The following is a 26,087-nucleotide window of genomic DNA, read 5'->3' as shown; positions in this document are numbered from 1 at the left end:
TGAACTGGCCGAAGGCATTACGGGCTTTTTAGGGTGCAGACAACTTCTTTAATGTATTGCTTCCTCGCTTCAGGCAAGGTTGGCGAGAAGGCCTGCTTACTTGGTTAGGCTTAGCAGATGTTTTACCAGCCACGTTTTAGGAGAGTCGCGGCGGATGCTTCTTAAACGAACTAGCGGGGAATCTGCCAGGGTTAAACAGCGTTTATTATTTCTATGCCGACTCTCTCCCCCGACTTGCGCAAAGCGCTGCTACACCTGCCCCAGAAAGAAAAAGACACGCTGCTTACCCGCCTCGTCGCTCAGGATGCCGTGCTGACGGAGCAGTTGGCCTTCCGGCTGCTAGAGGGCGAAGACGGGCTGGAAATACGCCGCCAGCGCCTGCAGCAGCAAGTAGACGACCCCGTGCGGGGCTTCCACCAAACACCCAACGACCTGCTGCACATTGTGCGTCAGCTTCAGCAGCGCCTCACCTACCACTGCAAAATCACGGGCGACACGATGGGAGAAATTGAGCTGACCCTGCGCCTGCTCCGCAACGTGCTGCGCCACCAGCCCGAGGCCACCAACCGCTTGCATGGTCCCACCCAACCCCTGCTCCAGCACCTGGCCCGCCGCACCGCCGAGGTCGTCAAATCTATTCAGAAGCTGCACGAAGATTATCATGTGGAGCTAGCACCGGCGTTGAATGAACTACTCACCCTACTCTACGCCTCAGCCGCCGCTCCCCTAGCCCGGGAGCTAGGCATTCCGCGGGAGTGGTGAAGAAGTGAAATGGTGAGTGAGAGAAGTGTTGTATCCTTTTTGCGCGGGCGTAAGTACACTCCAGAACGGACCTGTCTAGGTTCTTTTCTCCCTCCTTACCGCTCTGCACTCATGGCTACTACTCCTTCCCCCGAACACATGCGCGCCCCCGCCCACCTGACCGCTGAAGATCTGCGCCAGGCGCTTACCGAGCTCGACGCTAAAATCCAGACCCTACGCAACCGGGCCCACGCCACAACCGCCAACTCCCAGAATACCTACCACCAGCACGCCGATGCGCTGGAGGCTAAACGTGCCCGGCTTGCCGAGCGCCTCGGACCGGAGGCAGCCGCTTCCGCCGGCAAGCCCGCCGCCGGCTCTGACCACGACCGCAGCACCTGGGACGACATCTGGCACGGCATCGAGAACCTGCGCCAAGACCTGCGCAACATCATTTAAGCACGGGAATAGCCAAGTTAGGGTGTTTCCCTAGCATCCAGACTTTGCCCAACAAGGCGCCCGTGCGGGCGCCTTGTTGCGTTTAAGGAGGGCCCGCGTAGGTAGGCGCGGCTTCCCGCGCAAGGCGCCCTGGGTCAGGCGGCAAGTGCAGCTAGTGCGCAACAAGCCCAGAACGGAATTGACTAGCTCGGGTGCCGGCGCACATCCTCAGCGGCCTAGTACTGCTACTCAGTTTGGGTGGCAGATTAACCGTTCGACCGGCGGATTTACCGTTCGCTGAAAAGTAGTTTCGATGGGACGTTAGCGGGGCTAGGTTTGCTTCATCAACCGCAACAAACGTCACCACTCTTAACCGCTTTCCGCCATGAACCTGACCACTACCTTCCGTCCCTTCTGCTCGGCCCTGCTCCTGACGGCCGCCGTTGTGCTGGCTGCCCCAGCCGCTAGCGTGGCGGCGCCGGCTGCCCCCGTTGCCGCCTCCGCCGACACGCCGGCAGCCCACCCCAACTTTACGGTGCGGGTAGTAGGCAAAGGCCAGCCCCTGCTCCTGATTCCGGGCCTAACCTGCCCCGGCGCCGTGTGGGACGAAACCGTGGCTCATTACCAGAAGCAGTACCAGTGCCACATTATTTCCCTGGCTGGCTTTGGCGGCACCCCGGCCCCAGCCAGCACCGACCCGCTGCTGCTGAACGTGCGCGACCAACTCCTGGGCTACATAAAGGCCCAGAAGCTCCAGAAGCCGGCCATTATCGGCCACAGTCTGGGCGGCTTTCTGGCCCTGTGGCTGAGCAGCACCCAACCTGAGGCAACCGGCCCGCTGGTTATCGTCGATTCATTGCCCTTCCTGGCGGCAGTGCAAAACCCCAGCCTCACGGCCGAAGCCGCCAAGCCCATGGCCGAGGGCATGCGCAAGCAAATGAGCAGCGGCAAAATGACCGTGGCGGCAGCCCGCCAGATGTCGGGGAGCATAATGACCGACACGGCCCGCATCAGCCAGGCTACCCGTTGGTCAGTAGCTTCTGACCCCGCTACCGTGGCCCAGGCTTACTACGATTTGATAACCAACGACTTGCGCCAAGATGTTGCTCGTATTCAGCAGCCCGTGCTGGTGCTGGGTGCCTGGGCCGCCTACAAGCAGTACGGCTCCACCAAGGAAGGCACCCGGGCCGTGTTTGAGCAGCAGTACGCCAAGCTCCCTCAGCACCGGATAGAAATGTCGGAGGCGGGCAAGCACTTCCTGATGTGGGACGATACCCAGTGGTTTTTCAACCAAACCGATGCCTTTTTGAAGCAGAATAGCCTGGCAAAAAAGTAGGTTTTACAGTTGCGGCGGGCGCCTATCTTGCGCCCGCCCAGCGGCAAAAGTCGCCGGAGAGTTTAGCGCTGTTGTACTACCCTCACCCTACTACTAGCAGTTATGTTACTCGAACAGGAATTTGCGGCTCTGAAGCTAGAGCTGTCGGTGAAAGCCAAAAACGGGCTCGACTTTATTGTGGCGGCCAGCCTGGTGTGGGCAGCCATTGCCTTCCTCTGGACGCTACCCGGTTCGCCTGCGCATAAAGGCTTCATTACTTTCTTCGTGGGCTCGGCTACCTTGCCGCTGGCCTGGCTTTTTTCTAAGCTGCTACGCACTACCTGGACCCTGCCGCACAACCCGCTGCAGCCGCTAGGACTGTGGCTGAACTTCGCCCAACTATTCTATTTCCCCTTCCTGATTTTTGTGTACAGCCGGTATCCGCAGCATTTTATTATGACCTACGGCATTATCACGGGAGCCCACTTTTTCCCCTACGCCTGGTTTTACAATGCCCGTCCCTTTGCCCTGATGGCGGGCCTTATTCCGGTGGGCTGCCTGCTGCTGGGCCTGCGCACCTCAGCCACCGATCTGTACCTGATTCCGATGTTTATTGTGGGCATGCTGCTGGTGCTGGCCGGGCTGCTGTGGGTGTCTTACCGCCGCAACCAGCAGGCCTACCAGCGGGTAGCCGCTGAGCTTTCTCACGCTTCCGTAGCTGCCTAGCCTTCCGCGCTTTATGTTTTCTTACGCTCTTGCTCCGCCTCCTAGCCGCCTGTACTGGCGCTGCCAGCTCCTGGGCTGGAGCCTCTATTTTGTGATTTGCTCGGGGACTTTTTCCTTCATGGGAGCCCGCCCGCGCGACATGCTGCTGATTAATTTCACCATCGCCGCCACCATGCTGGGCATCACCCATTGGCTGCGCTACCACATCCGGGCCAATGGCTGGGAACAACTGGGGCCGCTGCCGTTGCTGGGCCGCCTGTTGGTGACGAATGTGGTGCTTTCCCTGCTCAGCCAAGTAGTTATCTGGGCCGTAATTGCCCTGCTGATCCGGCCGGCCAGCGACGGTGCTCCCCACGGCTGGGCCCAGTTTTTCGGGTACGCCGTCAACGTAAATATTCTGCTGTGGCTGTGGGCGGGCTTCTACTTCGGGTGGCACTACCTAACCAGCTTCCGCCGGGCTGAGGTAGACAAGTGGAAGCTAACGGCGGCCGTGCAGGAGGCCGAAATGCGCACCCTCAAGGCCCAAATTAACCCGCACTTCATGTTCAACGGGCTCAACAACATTCGGGCCCTGGTGATGGAGAACCCAGGCCGGGCCCGCGACATGATTACCCACCTCTCGGATCTGCTGCGCTACTCAATTCAGCTGAACACTGCCGAGCAGGTGCCCCTGAGCCGGGAGCTGGAAATTGTAGAGCACTACCTCCAGCTGGAGGCCCTGCAGCTGGAGGAGCGCCTGGAATACACCTTGGACGTTGACTCGGCCGCCTTGTCCGTCCTGATTCCGCCCATGACCCTGCAACTGCTGGTGGAAAACGCCATCAAGCACGGGCTGGCCCCGCGGCCGGCGGGCGGCGTCATCCGCCTCTGCGCCCAACTCAACGACTCTAACACCCTGCACATTACGGTGCGCAACACCGGCCGCTACGAGCCCCGCCCCGGCCACGAGGGGTAGGCGTGCGCAATGCCCGGGAACGGCTGGCCCTGCTCTTCGGCCCCGCTGCCCACCTGCACCTAGCCAACGACCCGCACTCCCCCGACATGGTAGTGGCGCACCTGCAGCTACCAGTTGCAGCCGCAGTCCCGGCGGAGGCTCCGGCCGTGCCGGCAATCTGGTAGGCCCGCCACCTTCTTCTGATTCTTGATCTTCTTCCCTTTCTAAGCGCTGTATGAACGCCTTGCTCGTTGATGATTCTCGGTTGGCCCGCACGGAGCTGCGCCATTTGCTGCAGGCCTTCCCAGAAGTAAGTATCGTGGGCGAGGCCCGGCACGCCGAGGAGGCCCGGCAGCAGTTGCGGGAGTTGCAACCCGATTTGCTATTTCTGGACATTCATATGCCGGGCGAAACGGGCTTCGAACTGCTGGCATCGTTGGAAGCGGCTCCCCACGTCATTTTCACCACGGCCTACGACGAGTACGCCCTGCGGGCTTTTGAGGTGAATGCCCTGGACTACTTGCTCAAGCCCATCCAGGAAAACCGCTTGGCCGCTGCCCTAGCTAAGGCCCGCAGCAAATACACGGCTATGGTTCCCGCAGGTGGTTCAGCGCCGGCTGAAGAACCGGCCCCTACCCCGCTTACGGAGCAGGATCAGGTGTTTGTGAAGGAGGGCGAGCGGTGCTGGTTTGTGCGTCTGGCCGACATTCGCCTGTTTGAAATCAATGGCAGCTACACCCAGATTTACTTTGAGCAGCACCGCCCCCTGATTCCGCGCACCCTGCAGCATCTAGAGCAGCGCCTTGACCCGAGGGTGTTCTTCCGAGCCAACCGCCAGCAGATCATCAACTTGCAGTGGGTGGAAGCCATAGAGCCTTGGTTTAGTAACTCTCTGAAAATTCGGCTGCGGGGCGGGCCCGAGGTTGAGGTTTCGCGCCAGCAGTCGGTGCGCTTTCGGGAAATGCTAAGCCTATAAGCTCGGCAGAAAAACTGACTGGATTATTCCGCTTTTTCTGCATCTTTTTAGAATGATTTATAGTACACAGGCTCAGACACCTGCCTTCTTCCTAGCGGCGTCATTTCTCCTCCCTCAGCCCCTGTACTCATGAAAGCTATATTACCCTTCTCGGCGCTTACCATTCTGCTGGCCACGGCCTCTTGCTCCCAGGATACCTTCGTGGAAAAACCCCGGGAGTATCGCAGCGTTTCCAACGAAAGCGGGCGCCGCCCCAATGATAAGTCCCAGTTTAAGCGCAACCACAATCCTATTGGTTTGGGTCTGGACCTAAACTCGCGCAACCCCTACAAATTTCGTATGGTAGACGCACCCAAGCGGTACAAATACAGCAAGGGCGGCCGGTAAGGCCGCTCTACCTGCTACCTAACAACAAGGCCGCCCTAGCAAAACAGGGCGGCCTTGTTGTTAGGTAGCAGGTCGGCACAAGTAAACCCGCAGGTCATTGTCATTGGACGCGGGCGAGGAATCTGAGTCAAGTATCCAACGGCTACTTTCGGAATTCTCGCTCCGCTCAGAATGATAGCATAAAAATACTTTTCAGGTGGGGCTAGCTACTACAAGCTTACGTCACATACTTATTCAGCTATCTGGAAATAAGCCAAAAGCCGGCCGAGGATGAAGCAGATTCTCTGCCGCCTACCACCTAAAATGCCTTGCTAGCTGGGTGAATGCCGCAGGTTGGTCGAAAAGCTTCAAACGAAGCTATCAAGCTAGCTGCCAATGGTTAATTTTACGAACGAGGAGTGCCGAGCCCGCATCCAAACAGAAAGGCAGGTACGTTAATCTGCTGACTCATGCGGGCTGTGTTTTCTCTTATTCCCTCTGTGTATATGCTACTACCGCTACTCCATTTTACTACCCGCTGCTGGATAGCAGCCCTTCTGCTAACTGCCGGGGCCGTGCACGCCCAACAAAGCCCGCTGCCGGTAACCACTCCGGCGCCTGCCACCAAAACCATTCTTGCCGGGCGGGTAGTATTTAAGCTAAAGTCAGCCCCAACTGGCAGCCGCCCAGCCGGGCAGGCAACTGGGGTTGCGGCCCTGGATGCGGCCTTGCTGCGCCTGCAGGCGCGGGAGGTTCGCCCGAAGTTTCCTCACAGCCAGCCGCCCGGCCCCGACCAGCCCGGCGCCGTGCACCTGGAGCTAATTTTCCAAGCCGAACTACCCGTAACGCTGTCCGTGGAAGAGGCTTGCCGGGCCCTACGCAAAACCGGGGCCGTGGAATACGCCGAGCCGCTCTACAGCTACGCGCCGCTGTATCAGCCCAATGACCCCTTCGCCGATTCCACCGCCGCCAACGGCCAGTACTACCTCAAAAATATTCGGGCCTACCAGGCCTGGAACATCAGCAAGGGGGATACCAGCGTGGTTATTGGGATTGTGGACGGGGGCACCCGCCTCACCCACGAAGACCTGGCTTCCCAGGTACAGCTCAACCGCCGCGACCCCATCGATGGCATCGACAACGACCAGGATGGCTACGTGGACAACTACCGCGGCTGGGACTTTGCCGACCACGACAACGACCCGGTCCGGGAGCCGGGCAGTGTCCATGGCATATTAGTAGCGGGTTGCGCTGCTGCCGCTCCTGATAATAGCAAGGGCATTGCGGGCGTAGGCTTCCGGTGCCGGTTTATGCCCCTGAAAATCTATCCTAGCACACCTACGGGCGCTTTTGGCGGCTACGAAGCCATCGTGTACGCCGCCGACCACGGTTGCCGGGTCATTAACCTGTCTTGGGGTGGGGTTGGCGGCCGCTCTCAGTTTGAGCAAGATGTCATTACCTACGCCGCCGTCAACCGCGACGCGGTAGTCGTAGCAGCGGCCGGCAACACCCCAGCCGAGTTGGATTTCTACCCCGCCAGCTACGACCACGTGCTTTCGGTGGCCATGCTCCGGCCCTCCGATGAGCGTGAAACCAACGGAACCTACAGCCGCCACGTCGACCTCTCGGCTCCCGGCATCGGCATTCTGACAACTTGGGGCGACACAAATTCGGATTACGTGGCCGTTGGGGGCTCGTCGTTTTCAGCTCCGCTGGTTTCGGGCGCGGCCGGCCTGTTGCGCGCCCATTTCCCGCGCTACACTGCCGCCCAAATAGCCGCCCAGCTTCGGCAAACGACGGATAACATTGATGCCCTGCCCGGCAACGTGGCCTACGCGGGCAAGCTAGGCACGGGTCGCCTCAACATTGCCCGCGCCCTTACGGCCACTTCCCGGCAGTCGGCACGGGTGGTAAGCCGCACGGCCGCTCCGGAGCGCCGTGCCTACGCCCCCGGCGACACCTTGCGCCTGACCGTAGCGGTGCAAAACCTGCTCAGCCCGGTTACCAACCTGACGGTGACGCTAACGTCTCTTTCGCCCTACGTTACGGTGCGGCAGGGCACATTTGGGGTGGGTAGCCTAGCTACCCTGGAGCAGCGTAGCAACCCGCAGGCCCCTTTCCGGCTGGCCGTAGCCGGCTCGGTACCGCTTAACACCCAGGCCGTGCTGCGCTACCGCTTTCAGGATGCTACCACTGGCTACCAGGAAGATCAGTACGAAACGCTCACGCTCAACCCCGATTACGTGGTGCTGGATGCCAATAACCTGCTCCTGACTCTGAGCAGCCGCGGCAATATCGGCTACGATGGTTTGGGCTCCAGCTTCGGGGAGGGCGTTAGCTACCGCCAGGGCGCCCCGTTACTGGCCGAGGGCGGCTTACTCATTGCTGCCGCGGGCCCGGGCGTATCCGACAACGTGCGCAACGACCGGCGCGGCGCCGACCAGGACTTCTACGCCCTGGCCCGGGCCACCCGGCTTACCCATCCCCTGCGCGCCGACCAGGAAGCCACCGGCGTACTGCGCGACTCACTACCGACCCTGACCAAGGGACGCTCGGTGGGCGTGCGGGTGCGGCAACGAGCCTACGCCTGGTCTGCTGCCCCTCACCGCGACTACGTGATTCTGGAGTATCGCCTCACCAACCTCACCGCCGATACGCTCAAGCCGCTGCGCGTGGGGCTGTACATGGACTGGGACTTACCCGGCGAGCCGGGCCGTAATGTAGCGGCCTGGGACTCAGTGCGCCGCCTGGGCTACCTCTATGCGCCACGCCAAGCTACTGTTTATGCTGGCGTGCAGCAACTAACCGGCGGGCAACCCAGCGTATATGCCATTGACAATCAAGCTCCCGCAGGCACGCCAGTACGGCTGGCCGATGGTTTCAGCGCCGCCGAAAAGCTCCTGACGCTGAGCAGTGGCACACGCCAGCGCACGGCAGGCCCGGCTACCGGCACCGATGCCTCGCAGGTAGTTGGGGCCACGCTGCCCTACCTCGCCCCCCGCGATTCGACAGTAGTGGCATTTGCGGTCCTGGCTGCCCCCTCCCTGGCGGAGCTCCAGGTAGCAGCGGATGCCGCGGCCTCCCGGTACCGGCAGGTGTTGCCGGTTCGTTCCGCCTCCCTGCCAGTGGTAGCCTTGTATCCAAACCCCACTACTGGCCGCTTGCAGGTAGACCTTCCTGCCGGGCCAGCCACCATTCGGGTGTTGTCGGTACTAGGGCAGGAGCTGCGGGTATATAGCGTACCAGGTGGGCGTAGCACCCAACTCGACCTGAGTGCCTACCCAGCCGGCTTGTACCTAATTCAGATCAGCACAGCCGGCGGTACCACCACCCAACGGGTAGTGCGGCAGCTGTAATGAGGCGCTACGCACATCACCTAGCCTGCCCACGGGTCTGCACGTTAGAAAAGCGGGCCTGCGGGCAGGCTAAGTACTGTACATTGGGTTTAGGCTTGCTCCGACTCCTGTAGGTAAGCCAGCAAATGAGCGAGGGTCATTTCTCGGCGCGCTACCATTTCCAACAGGCTACGCTCGTAAGTAGCCAAGGCCAATTTCGTGTTGTGGGTTAACTGTAGAGCCGCGGCGGCCACTTGGTGGCTGCCCTGCTCTGTTTCTACCAGAAAAGGATGCTGGCTCATCCACAGCAGAAGTAAGAATTTCATATCCAAAGTTCGTTGCTGGTAGCCGCAACAGCAAGCTCAACACGCTGATTTGCAATAACATCAGCAATATGTCCTATCCATGTTTCGTGAGGAGACTTGAGCTGACAACCATTGGCCTACTTGCTGAGCTACGCTGTCGGAAAATCCTGACGTCAATAGCTACGACACTCTTCTTCAAGTCTACTCCTTCCCTGCTTTCGCTACCGCTTGCATTGCGCCAGAAACCTGGATCGTCCGCCCCGAAGAGTTATAGTCTGTGGCAAGAGCATCATTAAGGCAAGCATCCGTACCCTTGTGTCTATTACACAAATGACAACCCTTTTTTTACTAACTATATTAGCTAATACTTCAATACATATAATTTATTATATATTAAAACGACCTGGTTGATGCAAAATTCTATGATTCATAATTTCAATAAAGAGTTCCGTATAGAGGCATTTATACTCTCAATATTGCTCACATTTTTATCTAATATTTTTAGCGCAAAACCTCAAATATTGTTATCTTTGGATATGTCGAAAGTAAAGCTTCCTTTTCCGCTTCCCGTGCAGCAATATGCCCGCTGCGTTGATGCTAGCTGCCGCCCAACCGACCATATCGGAGACTGGCCAGCGGCTGGGCAGGTGTATCCGATACAAATGCGCCGCAACGCCCGTACTGGTGAGTTGCAGGTGCATGTGCTTGGCTTTTATGCTGAGCAGCCGTACGGAGCCTTCGCCCGCCACCGCTTCGAGCCCGTAGCTCAGGTTTGGCTAAACTAGTTTCCGGTTTCCCTTTCCACCCCTCTATCCCGGCTGTGTCGCGTGCTGCGAAACCAGCCGGGCTTTTTTTGCTCCTTACTCAAGCGCAACTGTCTGCCCTACTGGCCTCATCTACCTGATTTCCCGACAATTTTTCTGGTGGAACCAGTAGCTGTTACCGATACTGCCAGAAGATTCCAAACTCAAATGGAGTCCAGAGGGCGGCCTTTTGACCGGCAACCTTCAGGCCTTCGTTGGCCCAAGTGTTGCAGGTATAGAACAGGTTATAGGTGCGCTTAGCCTCATAAAAGGCATCGTGCTGCCCGTAGCTATACCCCTGGATGTGCTGGGTGCGCCCCTGCGCATCGTAGTCGAAGCTGTTTTTGATGAAGGCAACTAGGCGCGCATACTCAGCCGGGGTTAGGAGCACCTGCACGCAGTCGGGGCCGGGTTGGGGCTGGTGGTGGAAGGTAGCGTGCATGGCCGTGGTGCTCAGCCAAAACATGGCCTTAACGGCCGTACTGGGCTTCAGCTCGGCCCAGGTGGGAGTATTCAGGTAGAAGCCCTTGTCGCCCCAGCCAAAGCCTATGTAGTCGCGGCTGGGGTCCAGCACGGGAGCGGCGGAGTAGGGCACCAGCTCGGTCCAGTCCATCTGGCTGGTGCGCACGGGCAGTACAATATCAGTATGCACGCCATTGGACAAGATGTAGGCCGGAATATTGCCAACGGCCGGCGAGTTGGCCCGGCCCACCGGAATAGCGGACAGGCCCACGGAAGCGGCCACATACAAGGCCAGGGCACCTATAATACCGCCGCCCACGTAGGCGGCTCCTTTTGCTGCTTTCCGAAGCGCTTCGGCCATTAGAACTACGAACAAGGTGAACTGAAATCAGCCCCTCATACGCAGCAGTAGAGAAAAAGACGCCCGTAAGTCCTAAATCCTGCTACCTCACCTGCCGGCTTTTTCCAACCACCACCGGCTCAATATCTTTGGCTTTTCCTTGTCAACTCCCATGAACCAGCCCCCGACGAGCACCTGTACAGTATTCCGGCCCCTTACCGCCGTATGGAAAATATGCACATCCTGTTCTGGCTGCTCAAGGACATCGGCTGGTGCATGGTCTGGAAGCCCTTGGGCATTGCCATGATTTTTCCTACCCTGGCTATTGCCCTGGTCATTACCTGGCGCACGCGCGACCTCAAGGCCGAGCTGGCGCACAACTTGGCCATTGTGTTCTGGATTTCCGCCAACTCCTACTGGATGGTGAGCGAGTTTCTGGGCTTCGATACCATTCACGTTTGGGGGACGGTTACGGGCAAGCACCTGGCCCTACTTCCCTTCCTTACCGGCCTGCTGATTTTACTGTATTACTACCTCGTGCAAAGGCCCCGAGAAATGCGCCCGGCGCAAGTAGCTACCATGTAAGGCTTGTTGGCAGTTACAGGCAAGTTATAGTAGCACAAAAAGGCTGCTGACTGGTAAGTCGCGGCCTTTTTATTACGGACATCAGAGGTTCGTTATTTCTTCATTTCAATTTTCACGTCTACCCCCTCGCTGGCTGCCAGCTTGGGCACCAAGGCGTGGTAGGTTACGTTGGGAGCTTCCGTAGTCATGCTCAGGGTGAATACCACGTGAAGGACAACCCGTTTGGTTTCGTACTCCCGTTGTAGGGTGTAGTGAATGCCTGCCTCACTGTTGGGCAGCCCTTTTTTGCCGATTACTAAATCGTAGGTAGCAAAGTCAATCTGCGGACGACAGCTGCCGCTCACCAGCTGATCGAACTGAGCTTGGGAATGGATGACGGTGTAAGTTTCCGACAGGTTGATGTGCATCTGGCGGGCAGTGTTATAACAGCCATATTCGCTTTCCAGGCTCTTGACCAATAGTTCTATTTTGGGGCCAGATTCGGCTTCGTCCACTGGTGTGATACAGCCGCTCAACAAGGCCAGCGCGCCAACAGCAAGCGTAAAGGGTCGTTTCATGGGTAGTAATTAAGTCAGAATGGTACCGGTGTCTTCTTGCAGATGCTCTTGAAGGTGTAGAGGTTGCAACTAGACTAGGCTAGCAACAAAAACGGCCGCCTCCCAACTAGGAAGCGGCCGTTGCTACAGGCAAGGTGAAGCCAGAATTACTTCTGCGACAGTTGCGCCTGGCCCGACTCCTTCAGGCGGATCAGGTTCAGGGCCGAGCCGGCCTTGAACCACTCAATCTGGCCCTGGTTGTAGGTATGATTTACCGTGATGAGGTCGGTGTCACCGTCGCTGTGGTGCAGACGAATCTGCAGGGGCTTGCCAGGGGCAAACTCCGTCAGGCCGAGGATGTCGATGGTGTCGTCCTCCTCAATCAGGTCGTAGTCAGCCTTATTAGCGAAGGTCAGGGCCAACATGCCTTGCTTCTTCAGATTGGTTTCGTGGATACGAGCGAAGCTCTTCACCAGCACGGCGCGCACGCCCAAGTGGCGGGGCTCCATGGCCGCGTGCTCCCGCGACGAACCTTCGCCGTAGTTCTCGTCACCTACTACCACCGAGCCGATGCCCTGGGCTTTGTAGTTACGTGCTACCTGAGGCACCGCAGAATACGGCGTACCCTGGGTCAGAGCGTCCTTCACGGCGTTAGCTTCGCCGTTGAAGGCGTTGATAGCCCCGATGAGCATGTTGTTGGAGATGTTATCCAGGTGGCCGCGGTATTTCAGCCACGGGCCGGCCATCGAAATGTGGTCGGTGGTGCACTTGCCCTGGGCCTTAATGAGCAGACGCAGGCCTTTCAGGTCTACCCCTTCCCACGGGCGGAAAGGCTCCAGCAACTCCAAACGGTCGGAAGCCGGATCTACGATTACCTGCACGCCTGAGCCATCAACGGCGGGTGCCTGGTAACCCGCATCTTCCACGGCGAAACCACGGGGTGGCAGCTCAATGCCCCGGGGCTCGTCGAAACGTACCTGCTGGCCGTCTTTCGTGGTCAGGGTGTCAACCAGGGGGTTGAAGGTCAAATCACCGGCAATAGCGAAGGCGGTTACAATTTCGGGCGAGGCCACGAAAGCGTGGGTGTTCGGGTTGCCGTCGTTGCGCTTGGCGAAGTTGCGGTTGAACGAGGTGATGATGGAGTTTGGCCGCTTCATATCGTCCATGTGGCGGGCCCACTGCCCAATGCACGGACCGCAGGCGTTGGCCAGCACTACCCCACCCATCTGAGCGAACGTATCCAGCAGCCCGTCGCGCTCCACGGTGTAGCGCACCAGCTCCGAGCCGGGCGTTACCGTGTATTCGGCCTGTACCGTCAGGCCCTTGTCGGCAGCTTGCTTGGCAATGCTGGCGGCGCGGGTAATGTCCTCGTACGAGGAGTTCGTGCAGGAGCCGATCAAGCCAACTTCCAGTTTAGCGGGCCAGTTGTGCTCGCGCACAGCAGCAGCAAACTGCGAAATCGGCCAGGCAGCGTCTGGCGTGAACGGACCGTTCACGTAGGGCTCCAGGGTGTTCAGGTCGATTTCAATCAGCTGGTCGTAGAAATTGGCAGGGTTAGCATATACCTCGTCGTCGGCGCGCAGGTGCTGGGCTACGGCAGCAGCGGCATCAGCAATATCGGCCCGGCCCGTACCGCGCAGGTAGTCGCCCATCTTCTCATCGTAGCTAAAGACAGAGGTAGTAGCCCCAATCTCAGCGCCCATGTTGCAGATGGTACCTTTGCCAGTGGCCGACAGCGCGTTGGCGCCCTCGCCGAAGTACTCCACAATGGCACCGGTACCGCCTTTTACGGTCAGGATGCCGGCCACGCGCAGAATTACGTCTTTCGCCGAGGCCCAGCCCGAGAGCTTACCAGTGAGCTTTACGCCAATTACCTTCGGGAATTTCAGCTCCCAGGCCATGCCCGACATAACGTCTACGGCATCGGCGCCACCAACGCCAATGGCAATCATGCCCAAGCCGCCGGCGTTGGGCGTGTGCGAGTCCGTACCGATCATCATGCCGCCGGGAAAGGCGTAGTTTTCGAGTACTACCTGGTGAATGATACCAGCACCGGGCTTCCAGAAGCCGATGCCGTACTTATTGGATACCGAAGCCAGGAAGTCGTATACTTCCTTGTTTTCGGAGTTAGCAATGGCCAAATCCTGGTCAGCTCCTTCTTTAGCCTGAATCAGGTGGTCGCAGTGTACGGTGCTGGGTACGGCCACCTTGGCTTTACCGGCCTGCATGAACTGGAGCAGCGCCATTTGGGCGGTAGCATCCTGCATGGCAACCCGGTCGGGAGCGAAATCGACGTAGGAAACGCCCCGCTCATACGCCTGCGAAACAGAGCCGCCGTACAGGTGAGCGTACAGGATTTTTTCAGTCAGGGTAAGCGGACGGCCAACGGCGGTACGGGCGGCTTCAATGCGGGAGCCCATGCCATCGTACACGGCCTTGATCATTTCTAAGTCAAACGCCATAATGCGAAATGGAAAAAGTGGAGAGAACGTGCCTATAGTAGACAGGTACGCAAATATAGTTGTCGGTCGTTGCGCAGCCTAAAATTTCGGGCCTCCGCCTACGCCCCCGGCCTGATTTAGAATTATTCCAAAAGGCAGGTTTACGCAGTGTGCTGGCGTAGTGACCGGTAGGCGCCGCATTCTTGGTTCTGCTCGCCGGCTTCTAGTAAACTATCCTGCCCTCTGAGTAGTTTAGCCCCGAATCAACCTTTTAACTTTTTTCCCATGCCCGTAGCCTTCTCGTTTCGCAAGGCCATAGCCGGGGCCGGACTCGCGCTGGCCGCGGTGGCCTGTCAGTCCAATTCCTCTTCTTCCGAAAAAACCGAGCCCGTGGAAACTACCGGCGCCAACGCCACTGCGTTACCCGCCGGCCCCTGGCGCGGGGTGCTGTCGGCCCAGGGCCAGGAAATTCCGTTTCTGTTTGATGTAGAAACTGGAAACAACAACCAACCCGTAGCCGTGTACCTACGCAATGGCGAGGAGCGCCTAAAGCTAGACGAAATTAAAACCGTCGGCGACTCCACTACCATCCGCCTGGGCGTGTTTGACGCCGCGCTGGTGGTGTACGCTGATGGCGCAACCAATCTGAAGGGGGCTTGGGTCAAGTATGATGGCAAGGAGCCGTATCGGGTGCCGTTTTCGGCTAGAAAAGGTGCCGGCAGCTTATTTGGCGCGAAATCCGGCCAGGAAAATCAGTCTTTCGACGGGACGTGGAAGGTGACCTTCAAGGGTGATGATGGTAAGACGTACCCGGCCGTGGGCGTGTTTGAGCAAAAAGACCGGGCTGTAACTGGCACCTTCCTGACCTCAACGGGTGACTACCGCTACTTGGCGGGCAACGTGGATGGTAACACCATGAAGTTAAGCACCTTTGATGGCAGCCACGGTTTTTTATTTACCGCCGAGAAGCAGGGCAATGCGCTTACTGGCCACTTCTACAGCGGCAAATCGGGCCACGAAACGTGGACGGCTACCCTCGACCCGAACGCCAAACTGCCCGACGCTAACGCCCTTACTGGTATGAAACCCGGCCAAAAAAAGCTCGACTTCAAGTTCCCGAGCGTTTATGAAGGCGGCAGCATCTCCCCTCCGACCCCAAGTACAAAGGCAAGGTAGTAGTGGTCCAGATTCTGGGCTCCTGGTGCCCCAATTGCATGGACGAAACCAACTTCCTGGCTCCCTGGTACGAGAAAAACAAGCAGCGCGGCGTGGAAATCATCGGATTGGGTTACGAGCGGACGGCCGACCAGAAGGTGGCCTCACAGAAGCTACTAAAGATGAAGCAGCGCCTGAACGTGGGCTACGACCTGGCCGTGGCCGGCGAAGCCAACAAGGACGCCGCCAGCCAGTCCTTGCCCCAGATTCAGAAGGTATTGGCTTTCCCAACCACTATTTTCCTCGACAAAAAAGGCGAAGTACGTAAGATTCACACCGGCTTCTCGGGCCCTGGCACCGGCAAGTACTACGAGCAGGAGGTAGCAGAATTCAACCAGACCATCGACCAACTCCTAGCCGAGTAACTCACGGATTAAGACGGATTCATCGAGTTGCATGGAGGCTGTAGTCAAGTCAGATAGGCATCTATCTTTCCTCGAAGAGCAGGCGAAAAAGAACTCAGCCACCTGCAGTCAATTCAGGCAGATTTTATCAAACAGGAAGGGCTTGCCAATTGGCAAGCCCTTCCTGTTTGGTTGGGTGTTCGGCAGTCATGGAGAGGCAGCAGCCTACCCTCAGAAAATCCGTGCACTCTGAAAAATCCGTCTTAATCCGTGATTCGCTCTAGCAGCACAATGGGGGCGTCGTGGTAGATGGGGCGAGCTATTTCTCGGAAGCCAAACTTGCGGGCTACTGCCAGAGAGGCCGCATTATCGGGGTCGATGATGCAGGTTAGGCGGGCGACGGGGAACTGCGCTTCGGCCCACTGCAGGGCCGCTCCTACGGCCTGGGTAGCGTAGCCGCGGCCGTGCACGCGCGGGGCCAGGGTCCAGCCGGCTTCGAGGGTGCCCTTGATGGAGGGAGTCAGGTCTCGTTGAAAATCAAAAAAGCCGACGGTACCAATAAAGCGGCGGGTGGCTTTTTCCTCCACCGACCAGGCCCCGTAGCCAAGCAGCGTCCAGTGGCCTTGCTGAGCTAGCAGCCGGCGCCAGGCTTCTTCTTCGTTCTGGGGTTTGCCACCCACGTAGCGGTAGAAATCCGGGTCGGCAGCCATGGTGGCAAACTCGGGCAAGTCGGTAACTCGCGGGCCGCGCAACAGTAAATCGGTGGTCTCGAGCTGCGGAACGGCCGTGAGCGGACCAGCTACTAAAGTCAACGGTGGTGTCATGCGGCCAAGGTACTAAAATAGCGTGGGGGCACGCAACGCCAGCTTTCCAGCACAAGCCGATTAAACGCGGGAGTTGGTCGGCTTTTTCGGGGTAGTAATGGATAATGCCCCCTCAAGATTGGAATGAGGCACTGGGTTTGAACAAGGGCAGACAGGGCGCAACGCCCTACCTCCTTCCACTTGAAACCACATTCCAATTTCCTTCTTCCCATGAAAAAGCAACTTTTCAGCCTCGCCCTTCTCCTCGGACTTTCCGCCTCTTTCGCCGGTGCTAGCTTCGCCGCCGACGACCGCCCCGCTCAGGGCCGGGAGCAACGCCAAGACCGTGACCAGGACCACCGCCGGGGCCACGGCAGCGCCCAGGACCGCCAGCGCCGTACCGATACGCTAGCCCAAGAACTCGACCTAAGCAGCAAGCAGAAGTCGAAAGTCGAGAAGATTTTTCAAGATCAGCAGCAGCAGATGCACGCCCTGCGGGGCCGCACCGGTAGCAACGACCGGAGCCAGCTACGCGAGGAAGCCAAGCGCATTCACGAAAGCACCGACCAGAAGCTCAAGGACGTGCTGTCGAAAAAGCAGTACGCCCAGCTGGAAGCCAAGCGCCAGGAGCGGACGCGCCAGATGGGTAGCCGCCAGAATGAGCGGCGCGGGGGCACCGACCGCCGTGACTTCAACGGCCGTAGCTAAGCCCATTTTCTATGCTGTTAACACCACGGCCCGGTCTGCCCAGATCGGGCCGTGGTGTTTATGTTTCTGCTGAAATGTGCTTTTCCCTGGGCCAGCCACGTAAAGTATTTACCGTACCATACCGACTACCCGGGTAGGGTGCGGGTTGGTTTCGCTTCAAGTAGACGTGGCACGGCTTCTGGCCTTTCGAATTAGCATTTGTTTCCATGCAAGGACTCCTGAAAACTATTGGCCTTCTGACGGTCAGCCTGCTTATTGTGATGTTGGTAGCGGGAGTTGCCTTCGCCAACCTCAGTCCGGAGTTCGGCGGCAAGCCCACGAAGGCGCAACGGGCAGCTTACGCCAAATCAGGCCACTACCAGGATGGAGAGTTCCAGAACTTGGTACCCACTACCCTCATGACCGGCGGTAGTACCTTCGGCTCCCTGTGGCGCTTTCTGTTCAGCAAAACACCCAACGACAAACCAGCCGCTCCCCTGCCCACGCGGCCGCTTGACCCGGCGAGCATCCGCCAAAAAACACCCGAGCTGCTCCGCGTGACGTGGTTTGGGCACTCCGCCAGCCTAGTAGAAATTGGAGGCAAGAACATTCTGCTGGACCCCATGCTAAGCGTGAAAATGGGCCCGGTTTCCTGGATAACGCCCCAGCGCTATAATCCGCAGCTGGCCATAACCGCCGAGCAGCTGCCGCCCATTGATGCAGTGCTCATCTCGCACGACCACTACGACCACCTTGACTACCAGACCATTCTGCGGCTTAAGGACAAGACTACCCACTTCTTTGTGCCCTTGGGCGTAGGGGCTCACCTGCTGGCCTGGGGGTAGCCCCGGAGCGGGTGCAGGAGCTAGACTGGAACCAGTCGGTGCAGTTGCCGGGGGAGTATCGATTACGAGCACTCCTGCCCGCCACTTTTCCGGGCGCGGCCTCACAAACCGGAACTCAACTTCCTGGAGTTCCTGGGTTATTAAATCGGCTGATAAACGGGTGTTCTACAGCGGCGACGGTGGGTATGGGCCCCACTTCCAAACCATCGGCCAGCAGCACGGCCCCTTCGATGTGGCCCTAATGGAATGCGGACAGTACGACGCCCAGTGGGCCCAAATTCACATGCTTCCGGAGCAAACCGTACAGGCAACCCTGGATGTGCGGGCCCGGCTACTACTGCCAGTACACTGGGGCGCTTTCACGGAAGCCCACCACGCCTGGAACGAACCCGTTACGCGGGCCGCCGCCGCTGCCGCTCGGCTGGGGCTGCCCATTACTACCCCAGAGCTGGGCCAGCCCGTGACGCTCGGTGCTGGCCCATTGCCACAGGTAGCCTGGTGGAAATGAGGACGTTCGTTTTTCCAGCGAAGAAGTACGTTTGCTTTTTTCCGGTAGTGTATAACTGGTACTAAAAGGTATTGTCATGCTTTGACAAGCGGACGCTAGATCAAGCATGACAATACCGTTTGTGGAATGGAGACTCAGCTACGTCATCTCAGCCGCGCGAACCGTAGGAATACGCCTTCCTGGGGCCGGAGCGTTACCAAGGGCACGGGCACTACGGCGGCTTCTGAGGCTGGCTCCAGGCTGAAATGCTGCAGGGTTTCCAGCAGTACCAGCTGAATTTCGGTTAGGGCGAAGTGGTTGCCGATGCACAGGCGCGGCCCGCCCCAAAGGGCAGGTAGCCATAGGCAGGCACGGCGGGTTGGGCTCCCGGCCCGAACCGCTCGGGCCGGAAGGCATTGGGCTCAGGCCACAAATCAGGGTGGCGGTGCAGGCCGTACACGTAGAGCGAAAACAGAGTGCCCTTGGGAATTGGGCGCCCCTGAAACTCATCGTCTTCCAGCGCCACGCGGTCCAGAATCCAGGCTGGCGGGTACAGGCGCATGGTTTCCTGAATAACCTGCATAGAATACGGCAGCTGCACCAGCTCCTCAAACTTCGGCGGCCGCTCCATTAGCCCCGCTGCCTGCTGCTCCTCCCGGATGCGGGCTGCCGCCTCAGGGTGGGTAGCCAGCAAGTAAAACAACCAGCTCAGGGCGTTGGCGGAGGTTTCGTGGCCAGCTAGCAGCAAAATGTTGGCCTCGTCTACCAGCCGCTCCTCCGTCATGGGCTCCCCAGTATCCTCGTAGCGGGCATCCAGCAGCATTTGCAGTAAATCATCGTGGGTGGCTGCCGCGGGGCCGGCAGCCTGACGCTGGCGGATGTAGCCGCGAACCAACTCGCGTAGCTCTAGGCTCAGAGCTTCGTGCCGCCGGTAGCTGCCGGTGCCTTGCAGCCAGGGCCGCAGGTAGGGCTGCCGGATGGTGCGCACGTAAAACGCCTGAATCTGGGTCAGCACGTCGGAAAGCCGGTTTCGCTCCGCGTCACTCATACTAGTCCCGAAGGTGGCCTGGGCAATGATGCGAAAAGCCACGCGGGTCATGGCCTCGTGAATATCCACTAAGGCCGGGCCCGCCGCGGTTAGCTGGCGTAGTTCCTGGGTCCAGTCTTCGGCGGCGGCTTGCATCAGGCGGGTCAGGCCGGCCAGGCGCTGGCGGTGAAAGCCAGGCTGAATCAGGCGACGCTGCCGCAGCCAGTCGGCTCCCTCGTTGGTCAGCAGCCCCGCCCAATGTAGCGCACCAGACCGTGGGTAAGGTCGGATTTAAGGTAGCGGCGGTGGTTTTTCTGCAAGATGTGCTGCACCAAGGCCGGGTCGCGGGTGACGTAGCAGGGCCGGATGCCGCCCAGGTGCAGCCCTACCGTGTCGCCGCCCGCAGCATGGGCGCGGTTCAGGTTGCCGATGGGGTCCCGGGCCATGGCCAGGGACGTGAGCAGGGTGCGCCAGCGCGGTATCCAGGGAAAGGGAGCCACCGGGGCTTCGGGAGCAGGCAATATGGGCGTAGACATGCGGGAGGACTAATGCCAACAGAGTTGAATCGAAGATAAGGCAAAACACGAGGCACAGCTGCATTAATGGGTTTGGGCCGCCCGTAGCACAACCCCAGCCTACCTTCCGCGCGTACAGCCTATTAGCCCAACGCGGCCTCCCGAACTTTCTCCAACAACCAAACTCTCGCTTTCCTATGTGGATTCAGCAAAAAAATACCCCCGCCCCGCTTGACGAACTCCAAGGCCGCACGGTAGGCCTCAAATTCGAGTGCAACCAGTGTCACACGGAAGTCTTCACGGACCTGCTAGGCGTACCCGCCGCCGACCACCTGGCTAACTCCACCGAGGATGACGGCCAGTTTGAAACTGAAGAAATCAAGTGCCCCGGCTGCGACATGACCCACGAAATCACCGTCAAAAGCACCTTCGATGGCGTGCACTTCGAGGTATCGGAGGTTGCTCCAGAAAGCGTTTCCTACCAGGTAGCCGAGCCGGAGCACTAAGCTTTTACGTGGCTTGCTCGGCATAAATTCTCCGCATAAAAAAGGCTCGCCGTTTGGCGAGCCTTTTTTATGCGGAGGTCAACCCTACCCGTTGGTGTGGTTACTTTTCCCGCTCAATGGTGTAGTTAATAAGCTGCTCCAGCGAAGTGCGGGAAGCGGACTCGGGAAGGTGCGCAAAATTGCCAGGGCCTCGTCGCGGTAGCGCTCCATTACCTGGATGGCGTAGTTCAGGCCGCCGGATTTCTTCACGAACTCAATAACGGCCTGCACCCGGTCCTTGCGGCCGTCGTTGTTTTTCACGTTGTAGATGACGCGGCGCTTGGTCAGCCAATCGGCCTGCTGGAGGGCGTAAATTAAGGGCAGCGTCATCTTTTTCTCCTTGATGTCGATGCCCACCGGTTTACCGATTTCGTCGGTTCCGAAGTCAAAGAGGTCATCCTTAATCTGGAAGGCCATACCTACCTTCTCCCCAAAAAGGCGAGCCCGCTCAATGGTTTCCTTATCGGCCCCGGCTGAAGCGGCCCCCACGGCGCAGCAGGAAGCAATCAGCGAAGCCGTTTTCTGCCGAATAATATCAAAGTAAACGTCCTCGGTGATATCAAGGCGGCGTGCTTTTTCAATCTGCAACAGTTCGCCTTCGCTCAGCTCCTTCACGGCGTTGCTCACGATTTTGAGCAGGTCGTAATCGTCGTTTTCCAGGCTCAGCAACAGGCCTTTGCTCAGCAGGTAGTCGCCTACCAACACGGCAATCTTGTTTTTCCAGAGAGCGTTGATGGAGAAAAAGCCGCGGCGATAGTTGCTCTCGTCCACTACATCGTCGTGAACCAGGGTGGCCGTGTGCAGCAGCTCAATGAGGGCCGCGCCCCGGAAAGTTGCCTCGGGTAGCGGGTCGCCGCCGCTGATTTTGGCCGTGAAGAACACAAACATGGGCCGAATTTGCTTGCCCTTGCGCTTCACAATGTAGCCCATGATTTTGTCGAGCAGCAGCTGGCGCGTTTGCATGGACTGGCGGAATTTCTTCTCGAATTCCTCCATCTCGGCGGCGATGGGCGCCTGTATCTGGTCCAGCGTAACGGTCATGCAGGTGTGTTGGGCGCTGCAATGATACGGGGAAAAAGGTGAAATAGTGAGGTAGTGAAACGGTGAGTTTATGCGCGCCAGGGCCTAGCCGCGCCGTCTTGGCGAGCAGCACTACCACGGCGGCCCTCCGGTTAACTAAAGCTGGGTAACGTGCCAAGCCCTACCTCCCTGCTCACCAGCCAAGGCTGGCCACGTTTCAGGCAGCAACACGTTGAACAGGCAAGGTAGCGGCGAGTTGCTCACCGAGGCAAAACAGCAAACACACTGTTTCACCGCTTACCTTCGCCCGTATGCCACAACCACAGCCCGTCCGCCTTGATTTGCTACTCACCAGCACCCATCACGCCCGCCCCTTTGCGGCGGATTTGCGGTACCTGTCTACTGGGCAACCCAAGCCCGTAGTGGTGTTTGTGCACGGCTTCAAGGGGTTCAAAGACTGGGGCCATTTCAACCTACTGGCCGATTGGTTTGCCCAGCAAGGCTTTGTATTTGTGAAGCTGAACCTCTCGCACAACGGGCTAGTAGTGGACGGCACCGGCGACCTAGAGGACTTAGAGGCGTTCGGTCGAAATAACTTTTCCCTGGAGCTAAATGACATCGGGACCCTGCTGGACTACCTGCTCGATTCCAAGCAAGCTGATCTTCCGGCGGCGGAACTGGACGTTACCCGTATGGCCCTCATTGGACACAGCCGCGGCGGCGGCCTAGTGCTGCTGAAAGGTGCCGAAGATGTGCGGGTGAAAGCCGTGGTTACCTGGGCCGCCATCAGCAATGTAAACCCCGGCTGGACCGCGGAGCTGATGCAACACTGGCAGCAGCAAGGCGTGTATTACGTGGAAAATAGCCGCACCAAGCAGCAATTGCCCCTGTACTTCCAGATTGTGGAGGACTACCACCGGAACCGGCTGCGGCTGGATATTCCGCACAATGTCCGACGCAAGCTCAAGCAGCCCCTCCTCATCGTACACGGCGACCAGGACGAAACCGTACCCGTAGCGCGGGCCCACGAGCTGCACGCCTGCAAACCAGCCTCCGAGTTGACCATCCTGCCAGAAGTGACTCACAACTTTGGTGGCAGCCACCCATGGCCAGGGGCGCATTTGCCCGCCCAAGCCTTGGCTGCCGCCGATGTGACAGTAGATTTTCTGCGCCGCGTTTTGTAGTTGTTATGCCTACCGCCTACCTCCTACTGGGCTCCAACCTTGGCGACCGGGTTGCCATTCTTCGCCAGGCCGTGGAGGGCCTTATGACAACCGTGGGTCCGGTAGTGGCAGCATCCGGCTTGTACGAAACCGCGGCTTGGGGCCTTACTGCGCAGCCCGCTTTCCTAAACCAGGCTCTCCGCTTGCATACCTCCCTCCTACCCGAGCAACTACTCGACGCCTGCCAAGCCGTTGAGCAACAAGCTGGCCGGGAGCGTCTAATTCACTGGGGCGCCCGCACCCTTGATGTGGATATTCTGCTGTACGATGAAGCGGTAATACAAAGCCCCCGACTTACTCTACCCCACCCGCGCCTGCCGGAGCGGCGGTTCGCGCTGGTTCCACTAGCTGAAATTGCTGCTTCGGTAGTGCACCCGCAGGCAGGAAAAACCATAGCAGAGCTGCTGGCTGTGTGTACCGACGGGCTAGCCGTAAAGTGGTATCCAGCAGCTTCGTAGGTTACTCCTTGTACTAGTAATAGCAGCTGAACAGCCGTTCAACTTGGGCGTCTAGCATATTTGCGCACAATAGCTATAACAGGTAAGAGCCCCAGAAAACCTGAAAAGATACTGATCTTCGCACCCTTTCGCCTGCTCCTGACGGCGGGCTGCACCGGCGTGACACCAGGTGGTTGCGAGATTAGCACACAACTAGTGGCTACCAATACCAGTAGAAAAGTAAAGTGACAGCCATTAATTCCTACTCTAAAGCTGCTTTTCGGGCGGTTTCATGGATAGTAAACTGGTCTGTATATACCTGCTGTATCACCATGTTTGCATTTTACAGGCAGTTCGTTTGCCTCTTTATAAAAGCATACCAGCCTCTGCGCTGGCTAGCTCTGTTGCTGCTTGCCCTGTGCTTATTAACTACGAAAGTGGCAGCGCAGTGTAAGCTGGACAGATCAAATTACCGGATTGTGTTCCAAGACGAGTTCAACTATAGAAACGTAGATGAGCTAAAGGCCAGCGGCAACTGGGAAGTAGATGGCCTCGATGGCTGGGGCACGGAGTACTACGCAGCCTCCCAGGTAGAATTTCCGGGAGGTGGCATCCTTCGCCTTAAGGCTGATGTGGTTCCGGCCGCGCAACGAGCAGCGCTTAATACGGCGGCCCGTCGTACCAACATTGCATATGTATCGGGCCGGATCATGTCTACCAAGGCGTATGATCCGGTTAGTGTGCCCGCGGGCTGGGCTCCGGATAACTGGGCGGGCTTTGCCTATGGCATGTTTGAAATTCGGTGTAAGCTGCCTGCTAACGGCAAAGGCGTTTGGCCTACCTTCTGGCTGCTGAGCGCTGGTACTGAAATTGACGTAATCGATAATGGGAACGACGAGCCCCGCCGCCAGATTAGCAGCGGTGTGCTCGATTGGGATAAGCGTAATCAACTCTGCGCCACCTCCGGCTCGAAGGGCTGCGACACGATTCCGCTGGGTGCCTGGACCTGTGGCGGACGCAGCACCAAAGACGGGCGCGACTTGTCTCAGGACTTCAACACCTACACGGTAGTTTGGACGCCTACCCAGGTTACGTTTTTTCTTAACGACCGAGAGCAGTACACCGTGACCAGTTCCCAGGTGCAGACCCACGCCTATACGGCGCGCATTCTGGCCAACCTGCAAATGACTCGCGAGGCGGTAGCCATGGGCATTACGCACGCCGAAATGGACATTGATTACATTACCGTCTATAAGCCACTGCAGGGTCAGTATGGCGTTTCCTACGACCAGTCGGAGCAGGAATATGTGAACTATGTTTTCAAAAAGCCCATCAACGACTGGCTGGAGTATGTAAGTCCTCGTCCCGGGTCAATTGCCGTTAACCCCAATAACAAGGATGAATTGTTCTTCTGCGGCACCAATGGCCTTCTTTACCGTAGCCTCCGCTCCTTGGACAACCAATGGGTAACGAGCGAAGTGGATCCTGCACAGGCACATCACCGCAACTGGCAGATCAACGGGGAGCTTCACTTTAACCCCAAGCACAACTTAGTAACGTACCGGGGGCACGACGGGCGGCTGCAGTCCTACAGTTTCTATTCCGGCTGGATCCATGGGTATGTGTCACCTGCCGCGCCGCTCGCGTCCCAGCCGTCAACCACGTCTGGTAGTGTGGCCACTGCCACCACCGGCGACCTTTACTACATCGGTCAGGACCGCCAGGTACAATTGCTTCATCGGGCCGATACAGCATGGGTTCATAGCTATTTGAGCTACGCCCCCACCGCTGATTCAACGGCACCTACTTCCACGGTTGCCCTCGGCGACCTTGTACTCGACAATCTGGCCGATGGTAAGGTGAGGGTCTACTACAAAGGTCTTGACTACCGAATTCATGTCTTGGAGCCTGCAAATGAGACTTACACTCATTACTTACTAGGAGGCAAGGAACCGGTCAATGGCACAGTCCATGCCAGCCCAGGCTCTATTGTCGCGAGCGGGCTGGGTAGCATCTTCTATATTGGGGCCGACCGTGCCGTGCATCGGTACCAGTGGTCGGGTGATAATTGGGTGCATGATGCGCTGACTCCTAACAACCAGCCCGGTTTTCTGTCGGCCAAGGGTAATATTGCCTGGGACGACGTAAAGAAACAGGCTGTTTACGTGGGGGCTGATGGCAGGCTGCAAAGCTTTTACCAGAATGCAGCTGGTACGTGGCTTCACCGCTGGATTGACAGCTATTACAATACTAACCGCTTCAAGTGCTTTATGGCTACCACTGAGTCAGCCGCTACTGAGTTTCCGTCTCTTGCAGTTGGCCCGAGTGGAAATATTTTTTACCGCGCCCAAAACAATGAGTTGCGCTTTTTCGCCTACACAGGCTGCCGCTACAGGAACCCTACCTGCGAAAACTGGAGCATGACAGTCGCCTGGCAAGGCCTCTTTAACCGCACGCCGGGCAAATAGCTCGTTTGGTTTAGCTGGCTGAAGGAAAGCAGCCATGCTGCTTGCTTAGTGCTACCCGTAGCTCTTACTTGCTAAGGTAGGCTTCGTCATTAGCAAACTTAAAAAAGCCCCACCACAATGCCGTGTACACGACTGTTGTAGTGGGGCCAAATAAACCAGATTGCTACC

Annotated in this window: 28 protein-coding genes and 1 pseudogene; 20 read left to right on the top strand and 9 right to left on the bottom strand. The window is 58.2% G+C overall.

The window, feature by feature from the left end; all coding sequences use genetic code 11:
• Positions 1-213: 213 nt before the first annotated feature.
• The 9 genes from MUN84_RS18330 to MUN84_RS18290 all read left to right on the top strand — a co-directional run bounded on the left by MUN84_RS18330 (position 214) and on the right by MUN84_RS18290 (position 8,852).
• Positions 214-762, top strand: a complete 549-nt coding sequence (locus MUN84_RS18330) for a hypothetical protein (RefSeq protein WP_244695417.1) — start codon at positions 214-216, stop codon at positions 760-762.
• 111 nt (positions 763-873) lie between these two features.
• Complete coding sequence (locus tag MUN84_RS18325; RefSeq protein ID WP_244695416.1) at positions 874-1,200, top strand: hypothetical protein; 327 nt, start codon at positions 874-876, stop codon at positions 1,198-1,200.
• A gap of 364 nt (positions 1,201-1,564) precedes the next feature.
• The gene (locus tag MUN84_RS18320; protein WP_244695415.1) at positions 1,565-2,515 is read left to right on the top strand and encodes an alpha/beta fold hydrolase; all 951 of its coding nucleotides are present in this window, start codon (positions 1,565-1,567) and stop codon (positions 2,513-2,515) included.
• Positions 2,516-2,617: 102 nt separating this feature from the next.
• A complete protein-coding gene (locus MUN84_RS18315; RefSeq protein ID WP_244695414.1) occupies positions 2,618-3,220 on the top strand; it encodes a DUF7010 family protein in 603 nt (200 codons plus the stop codon).
• Between the two features lie 13 nt (positions 3,221-3,233).
• Positions 3,234-4,175, top strand: a complete 942-nt coding sequence (locus MUN84_RS18310; protein WP_244695413.1) for a sensor histidine kinase — start codon at positions 3,234-3,236, stop codon at positions 4,173-4,175.
• A gap of 2 nt (positions 4,176-4,177) precedes the next feature.
• A complete protein-coding gene (locus MUN84_RS18305) occupies positions 4,178-4,339 on the top strand; it encodes a hypothetical protein (protein ID WP_244695412.1) in 162 nt (53 codons plus the stop codon).
• Between the two features lie 50 nt (positions 4,340-4,389).
• Positions 4,390-5,130, top strand: a complete 741-nt coding sequence (locus tag MUN84_RS18300) for a LytR/AlgR family response regulator transcription factor (protein ID WP_244695411.1) — start codon at positions 4,390-4,392, stop codon at positions 5,128-5,130.
• Positions 5,131-5,259: 129 nt separating this feature from the next.
• Positions 5,260-5,517 (top strand): hypothetical protein, encoded by a 258-nt coding sequence (locus tag MUN84_RS18295; RefSeq protein WP_244695410.1) that lies wholly within the window; start codon positions 5,260-5,262, stop codon positions 5,515-5,517.
• Between the two features lie 485 nt (positions 5,518-6,002).
• The gene (locus MUN84_RS18290; protein ID WP_244695409.1) at positions 6,003-8,852 is read left to right on the top strand and encodes a S8/S53 family peptidase; all 2,850 of its coding nucleotides are present in this window, start codon (positions 6,003-6,005) and stop codon (positions 8,850-8,852) included.
• 89 nt (positions 8,853-8,941) lie between these two features.
• Here the strand turns inward: MUN84_RS18290 and MUN84_RS18285 are convergent, their stop codons facing one another.
• Entirely contained in the window at positions 8,942-9,157 is a 216-nt protein-coding gene (locus MUN84_RS18285) for a hypothetical protein (RefSeq protein ID WP_244695408.1), read from the bottom strand.
• Between the two features lie 401 nt (positions 9,158-9,558).
• On the opposite strand from MUN84_RS18285, the gene MUN84_RS18280 reads away from it, so the two are divergent.
• Positions 9,559-9,921 carry a hypothetical protein gene (locus MUN84_RS18280; protein ID WP_244695407.1) on the top strand — a complete coding sequence of 121 codons (363 nt, stop codon included), beginning with the start codon at positions 9,559-9,561 and terminating at the stop codon, positions 9,919-9,921.
• A gap of 154 nt (positions 9,922-10,075) precedes the next feature.
• Here the strand turns inward: MUN84_RS18280 and MUN84_RS18275 are convergent, their stop codons facing one another.
• The gene (locus tag MUN84_RS18275; protein WP_244695406.1) at positions 10,076-10,777 is read right to left on the bottom strand and encodes a TIGR02117 family protein; all 702 of its coding nucleotides are present in this window, start codon (positions 10,775-10,777) and stop codon (positions 10,076-10,078) included.
• Positions 10,778-10,966: 189 nt separating this feature from the next.
• Between MUN84_RS18275 and MUN84_RS18270 the strand changes: the two genes are divergently transcribed.
• Complete coding sequence (locus MUN84_RS18270; protein WP_244695405.1) at positions 10,967-11,326, top strand: hypothetical protein; 360 nt, start codon at positions 10,967-10,969, stop codon at positions 11,324-11,326.
• Positions 11,327-11,418: 92 nt separating this feature from the next.
• Here MUN84_RS18270 and MUN84_RS18265 read toward each other — a convergent pair whose 3' ends face one another.
• Together MUN84_RS18265 and MUN84_RS18260 are read right to left on the bottom strand one after the other, a co-directional pair.
• Positions 11,419-11,883, bottom strand: a complete 465-nt coding sequence (locus MUN84_RS18265; RefSeq protein WP_244695404.1) for a hypothetical protein — start codon at positions 11,881-11,883, stop codon at positions 11,419-11,421.
• 146 nt (positions 11,884-12,029) lie between these two features.
• Positions 12,030-14,324: an aconitate hydratase gene (locus tag MUN84_RS18260; protein WP_244695403.1), complete on the bottom strand. Its 2,295-nt coding sequence runs from the start codon at positions 14,322-14,324 to the stop codon at positions 12,030-12,032.
• A 264-nt stretch (positions 14,325-14,588) separates the two neighbouring features.
• On the opposite strand from MUN84_RS18260, the gene MUN84_RS18255 reads away from it, so the two are divergent.
• A complete protein-coding gene (locus MUN84_RS18255; protein ID WP_244695402.1) occupies positions 14,589-15,479 on the top strand; it encodes a hypothetical protein in 891 nt (296 codons plus the stop codon).
• Between the two features lie 2 nt (positions 15,480-15,481).
• Positions 15,482-15,883 (top strand): TlpA disulfide reductase family protein, encoded by a 402-nt coding sequence (locus MUN84_RS18250; protein WP_244695401.1) that lies wholly within the window; start codon positions 15,482-15,484, stop codon positions 15,881-15,883.
• Between the two features lie 242 nt (positions 15,884-16,125).
• Here the strand turns inward: MUN84_RS18250 and MUN84_RS18245 are convergent, their stop codons facing one another.
• Positions 16,126-16,686, bottom strand: a complete 561-nt coding sequence (locus MUN84_RS18245) for a GNAT family N-acetyltransferase (protein WP_244695400.1) — start codon at positions 16,684-16,686, stop codon at positions 16,126-16,128.
• Between the two features lie 210 nt (positions 16,687-16,896).
• Here MUN84_RS18245 and MUN84_RS18240 point away from each other — a divergent pair, with 210 nt between their 5' ends.
• From MUN84_RS18240 to MUN84_RS23215, 3 genes are all read left to right on the top strand, one after another.
• The gene (locus MUN84_RS18240; protein ID WP_244695399.1) at positions 16,897-17,373 is read left to right on the top strand and encodes a hypothetical protein; all 477 of its coding nucleotides are present in this window, start codon (positions 16,897-16,899) and stop codon (positions 17,371-17,373) included.
• A 206-nt stretch (positions 17,374-17,579) separates the two neighbouring features.
• Positions 17,580-18,197 carry an MBL fold metallo-hydrolase gene (locus tag MUN84_RS23220; RefSeq protein WP_262920573.1) on the top strand — a complete coding sequence of 206 codons (618 nt, stop codon included), beginning with the start codon at positions 17,580-17,582 and terminating at the stop codon, positions 18,195-18,197.
• Positions 18,198-18,222: 25 nt separating this feature from the next.
• Positions 18,223-18,705 (top strand): MBL fold metallo-hydrolase, encoded by a 483-nt coding sequence (locus MUN84_RS23215; protein WP_262920718.1) that lies wholly within the window; start codon positions 18,223-18,225, stop codon positions 18,703-18,705.
• 143 nt (positions 18,706-18,848) lie between these two features.
• Here MUN84_RS23215 and MUN84_RS24720 read toward each other — a convergent pair whose 3' ends face one another.
• Genes MUN84_RS24720 through MUN84_RS18225 form a run of 3 tightly spaced genes read right to left on the bottom strand, consistent with a single transcriptional unit; the run spans position 18,849 to position 20,247 of the window.
• Complete coding sequence (locus MUN84_RS24720) at positions 18,849-18,971, bottom strand: hypothetical protein (RefSeq protein WP_410780109.1); 123 nt, start codon at positions 18,969-18,971, stop codon at positions 18,849-18,851.
• A 17-nt stretch (positions 18,972-18,988) separates the two neighbouring features.
• Positions 18,989-19,915: a cytochrome P450 gene (locus MUN84_RS18230; RefSeq protein WP_262920717.1), complete on the bottom strand. Its 927-nt coding sequence runs from the start codon at positions 19,913-19,915 to the stop codon at positions 18,989-18,991.
• Positions 19,916-19,953: 38 nt separating this feature from the next.
• The gene (locus MUN84_RS18225) at positions 19,954-20,247 is read right to left on the bottom strand and encodes a cytochrome P450 (protein WP_244695397.1); all 294 of its coding nucleotides are present in this window, start codon (positions 20,245-20,247) and stop codon (positions 19,954-19,956) included.
• Between the two features lie 176 nt (positions 20,248-20,423).
• On the opposite strand from MUN84_RS18225, the gene MUN84_RS18220 reads away from it, so the two are divergent.
• Positions 20,424-20,732, top strand: coding sequence for a hypothetical protein (locus MUN84_RS18220; RefSeq protein WP_244695396.1), 309 nt, complete (start codon positions 20,424-20,426; stop codon positions 20,730-20,732).
• Positions 20,733-20,832: 100 nt separating this feature from the next.
• On the opposite strand, the pseudogene MUN84_RS18215 reads toward MUN84_RS18220, so the two are convergent.
• Positions 20,833-21,812: pseudogene (locus MUN84_RS18215) on the bottom strand (polyprenyl synthetase family protein).
• Positions 21,813-22,102: 290 nt separating this feature from the next.
• Between MUN84_RS18215 and MUN84_RS18210 the strand changes: the two are divergent.
• From MUN84_RS18210 to MUN84_RS18200, 3 genes are all read left to right on the top strand, one after another.
• Positions 22,103-22,975 (top strand): alpha/beta hydrolase family protein, encoded by an 873-nt coding sequence (locus MUN84_RS18210; RefSeq protein ID WP_244695395.1) that lies wholly within the window; start codon positions 22,103-22,105, stop codon positions 22,973-22,975.
• Positions 22,976-22,980: 5 nt separating this feature from the next.
• Positions 22,981-23,472, top strand: coding sequence for a 2-amino-4-hydroxy-6-hydroxymethyldihydropteridine diphosphokinase (gene folK, locus MUN84_RS18205; RefSeq protein WP_244695394.1), 492 nt, complete (start codon positions 22,981-22,983; stop codon positions 23,470-23,472).
• 458 nt (positions 23,473-23,930) lie between these two features.
• Entirely contained in the window at positions 23,931-25,919 is a 1,989-nt protein-coding gene (locus MUN84_RS18200) for a family 16 glycosylhydrolase (protein ID WP_244695393.1), read from the top strand.
• Positions 25,920-26,087 lie beyond the last annotated feature (168 nt).

The sequence above is a fragment of the Hymenobacter sp. 5516J-16 genome, from assembly GCF_022919335.1.
GTDB classification, from domain to species: Bacteria; Bacteroidota; Bacteroidia; order Cytophagales; family Hymenobacteraceae; genus Hymenobacter; species Hymenobacter sublimis.
Note: the sequence above shows the minus strand (reverse complement) of the source record. Positions and strands in the feature narration are given on the sequence as shown.

Bases quoted from the DNA above. Each gene is read 5' to 3' on its own strand.
- MUN84_RS18330 (WP_244695417.1), top strand. From the start codon at position 214: ATGCCGACTCTCTCCCCCGACTTGCGCAAAGCGCTGCTACACCTGCCC.
- MUN84_RS18325 (WP_244695416.1), top strand. From the start codon at position 874: ATGGCTACTACTCCTTCCCCCGAACACATGCGCGCCCCCGCCCACCTG.
- MUN84_RS18320 (WP_244695415.1), top strand. From the start codon at position 1,565: ATGAACCTGACCACTACCTTCCGTCCCTTCTGCTCGGCCCTGCTCCTG.
- MUN84_RS18315 (WP_244695414.1), top strand. From the start codon at position 2,618: ATGTTACTCGAACAGGAATTTGCGGCTCTGAAGCTAGAGCTGTCGGTG.
- MUN84_RS18310 (WP_244695413.1), top strand. From the start codon at position 3,234: ATGTTTTCTTACGCTCTTGCTCCGCCTCCTAGCCGCCTGTACTGGCGC.
- MUN84_RS18300 (WP_244695411.1), top strand. From the start codon at position 4,390: ATGAACGCCTTGCTCGTTGATGATTCTCGGTTGGCCCGCACGGAGCTG.
- MUN84_RS18295 (WP_244695410.1), top strand. From the start codon at position 5,260: ATGAAAGCTATATTACCCTTCTCGGCGCTTACCATTCTGCTGGCCACG.
- MUN84_RS18290 (WP_244695409.1), top strand. From the start codon at position 6,003: ATGCTACTACCGCTACTCCATTTTACTACCCGCTGCTGGATAGCAGCC.
- MUN84_RS18285 (WP_244695408.1), bottom strand. From the start codon at position 9,157: ATGAAATTCTTACTTCTGCTGTGGATGAGCCAGCATCCTTTTCTGGTA.
- MUN84_RS18280 (WP_244695407.1), top strand. From the start codon at position 9,559: ATGATTCATAATTTCAATAAAGAGTTCCGTATAGAGGCATTTATACTC.
- MUN84_RS18270 (WP_244695405.1), top strand. From the start codon at position 10,967: ATGGAAAATATGCACATCCTGTTCTGGCTGCTCAAGGACATCGGCTGG.
- MUN84_RS18265 (WP_244695404.1), bottom strand. From the start codon at position 11,883: ATGAAACGACCCTTTACGCTTGCTGTTGGCGCGCTGGCCTTGTTGAGC.
- MUN84_RS18260 (WP_244695403.1), bottom strand. From the start codon at position 14,324: ATGGCGTTTGACTTAGAAATGATCAAGGCCGTGTACGATGGCATGGGC.
- MUN84_RS18255 (WP_244695402.1), top strand. From the start codon at position 14,589: ATGCCCGTAGCCTTCTCGTTTCGCAAGGCCATAGCCGGGGCCGGACTC.
- MUN84_RS18245 (WP_244695400.1), bottom strand. From the start codon at position 16,686: ATGACACCACCGTTGACTTTAGTAGCTGGTCCGCTCACGGCCGTTCCG.
- MUN84_RS18240 (WP_244695399.1), top strand. From the start codon at position 16,897: ATGAAAAAGCAACTTTTCAGCCTCGCCCTTCTCCTCGGACTTTCCGCC.
- MUN84_RS23220 (WP_262920573.1), top strand. From the start codon at position 17,580: ATGCAAGGACTCCTGAAAACTATTGGCCTTCTGACGGTCAGCCTGCTT.
- MUN84_RS18225 (WP_244695397.1), bottom strand. From the start codon at position 20,247: ATGTCTACGCCCATATTGCCTGCTCCCGAAGCCCCGGTGGCTCCCTTT.
- MUN84_RS18220 (WP_244695396.1), top strand. From the start codon at position 20,424: ATGTGGATTCAGCAAAAAAATACCCCCGCCCCGCTTGACGAACTCCAA.
- MUN84_RS18210 (WP_244695395.1), top strand. From the start codon at position 22,103: ATGCCACAACCACAGCCCGTCCGCCTTGATTTGCTACTCACCAGCACC.
- folK (WP_244695394.1), top strand. From the start codon at position 22,981: ATGCCTACCGCCTACCTCCTACTGGGCTCCAACCTTGGCGACCGGGTT.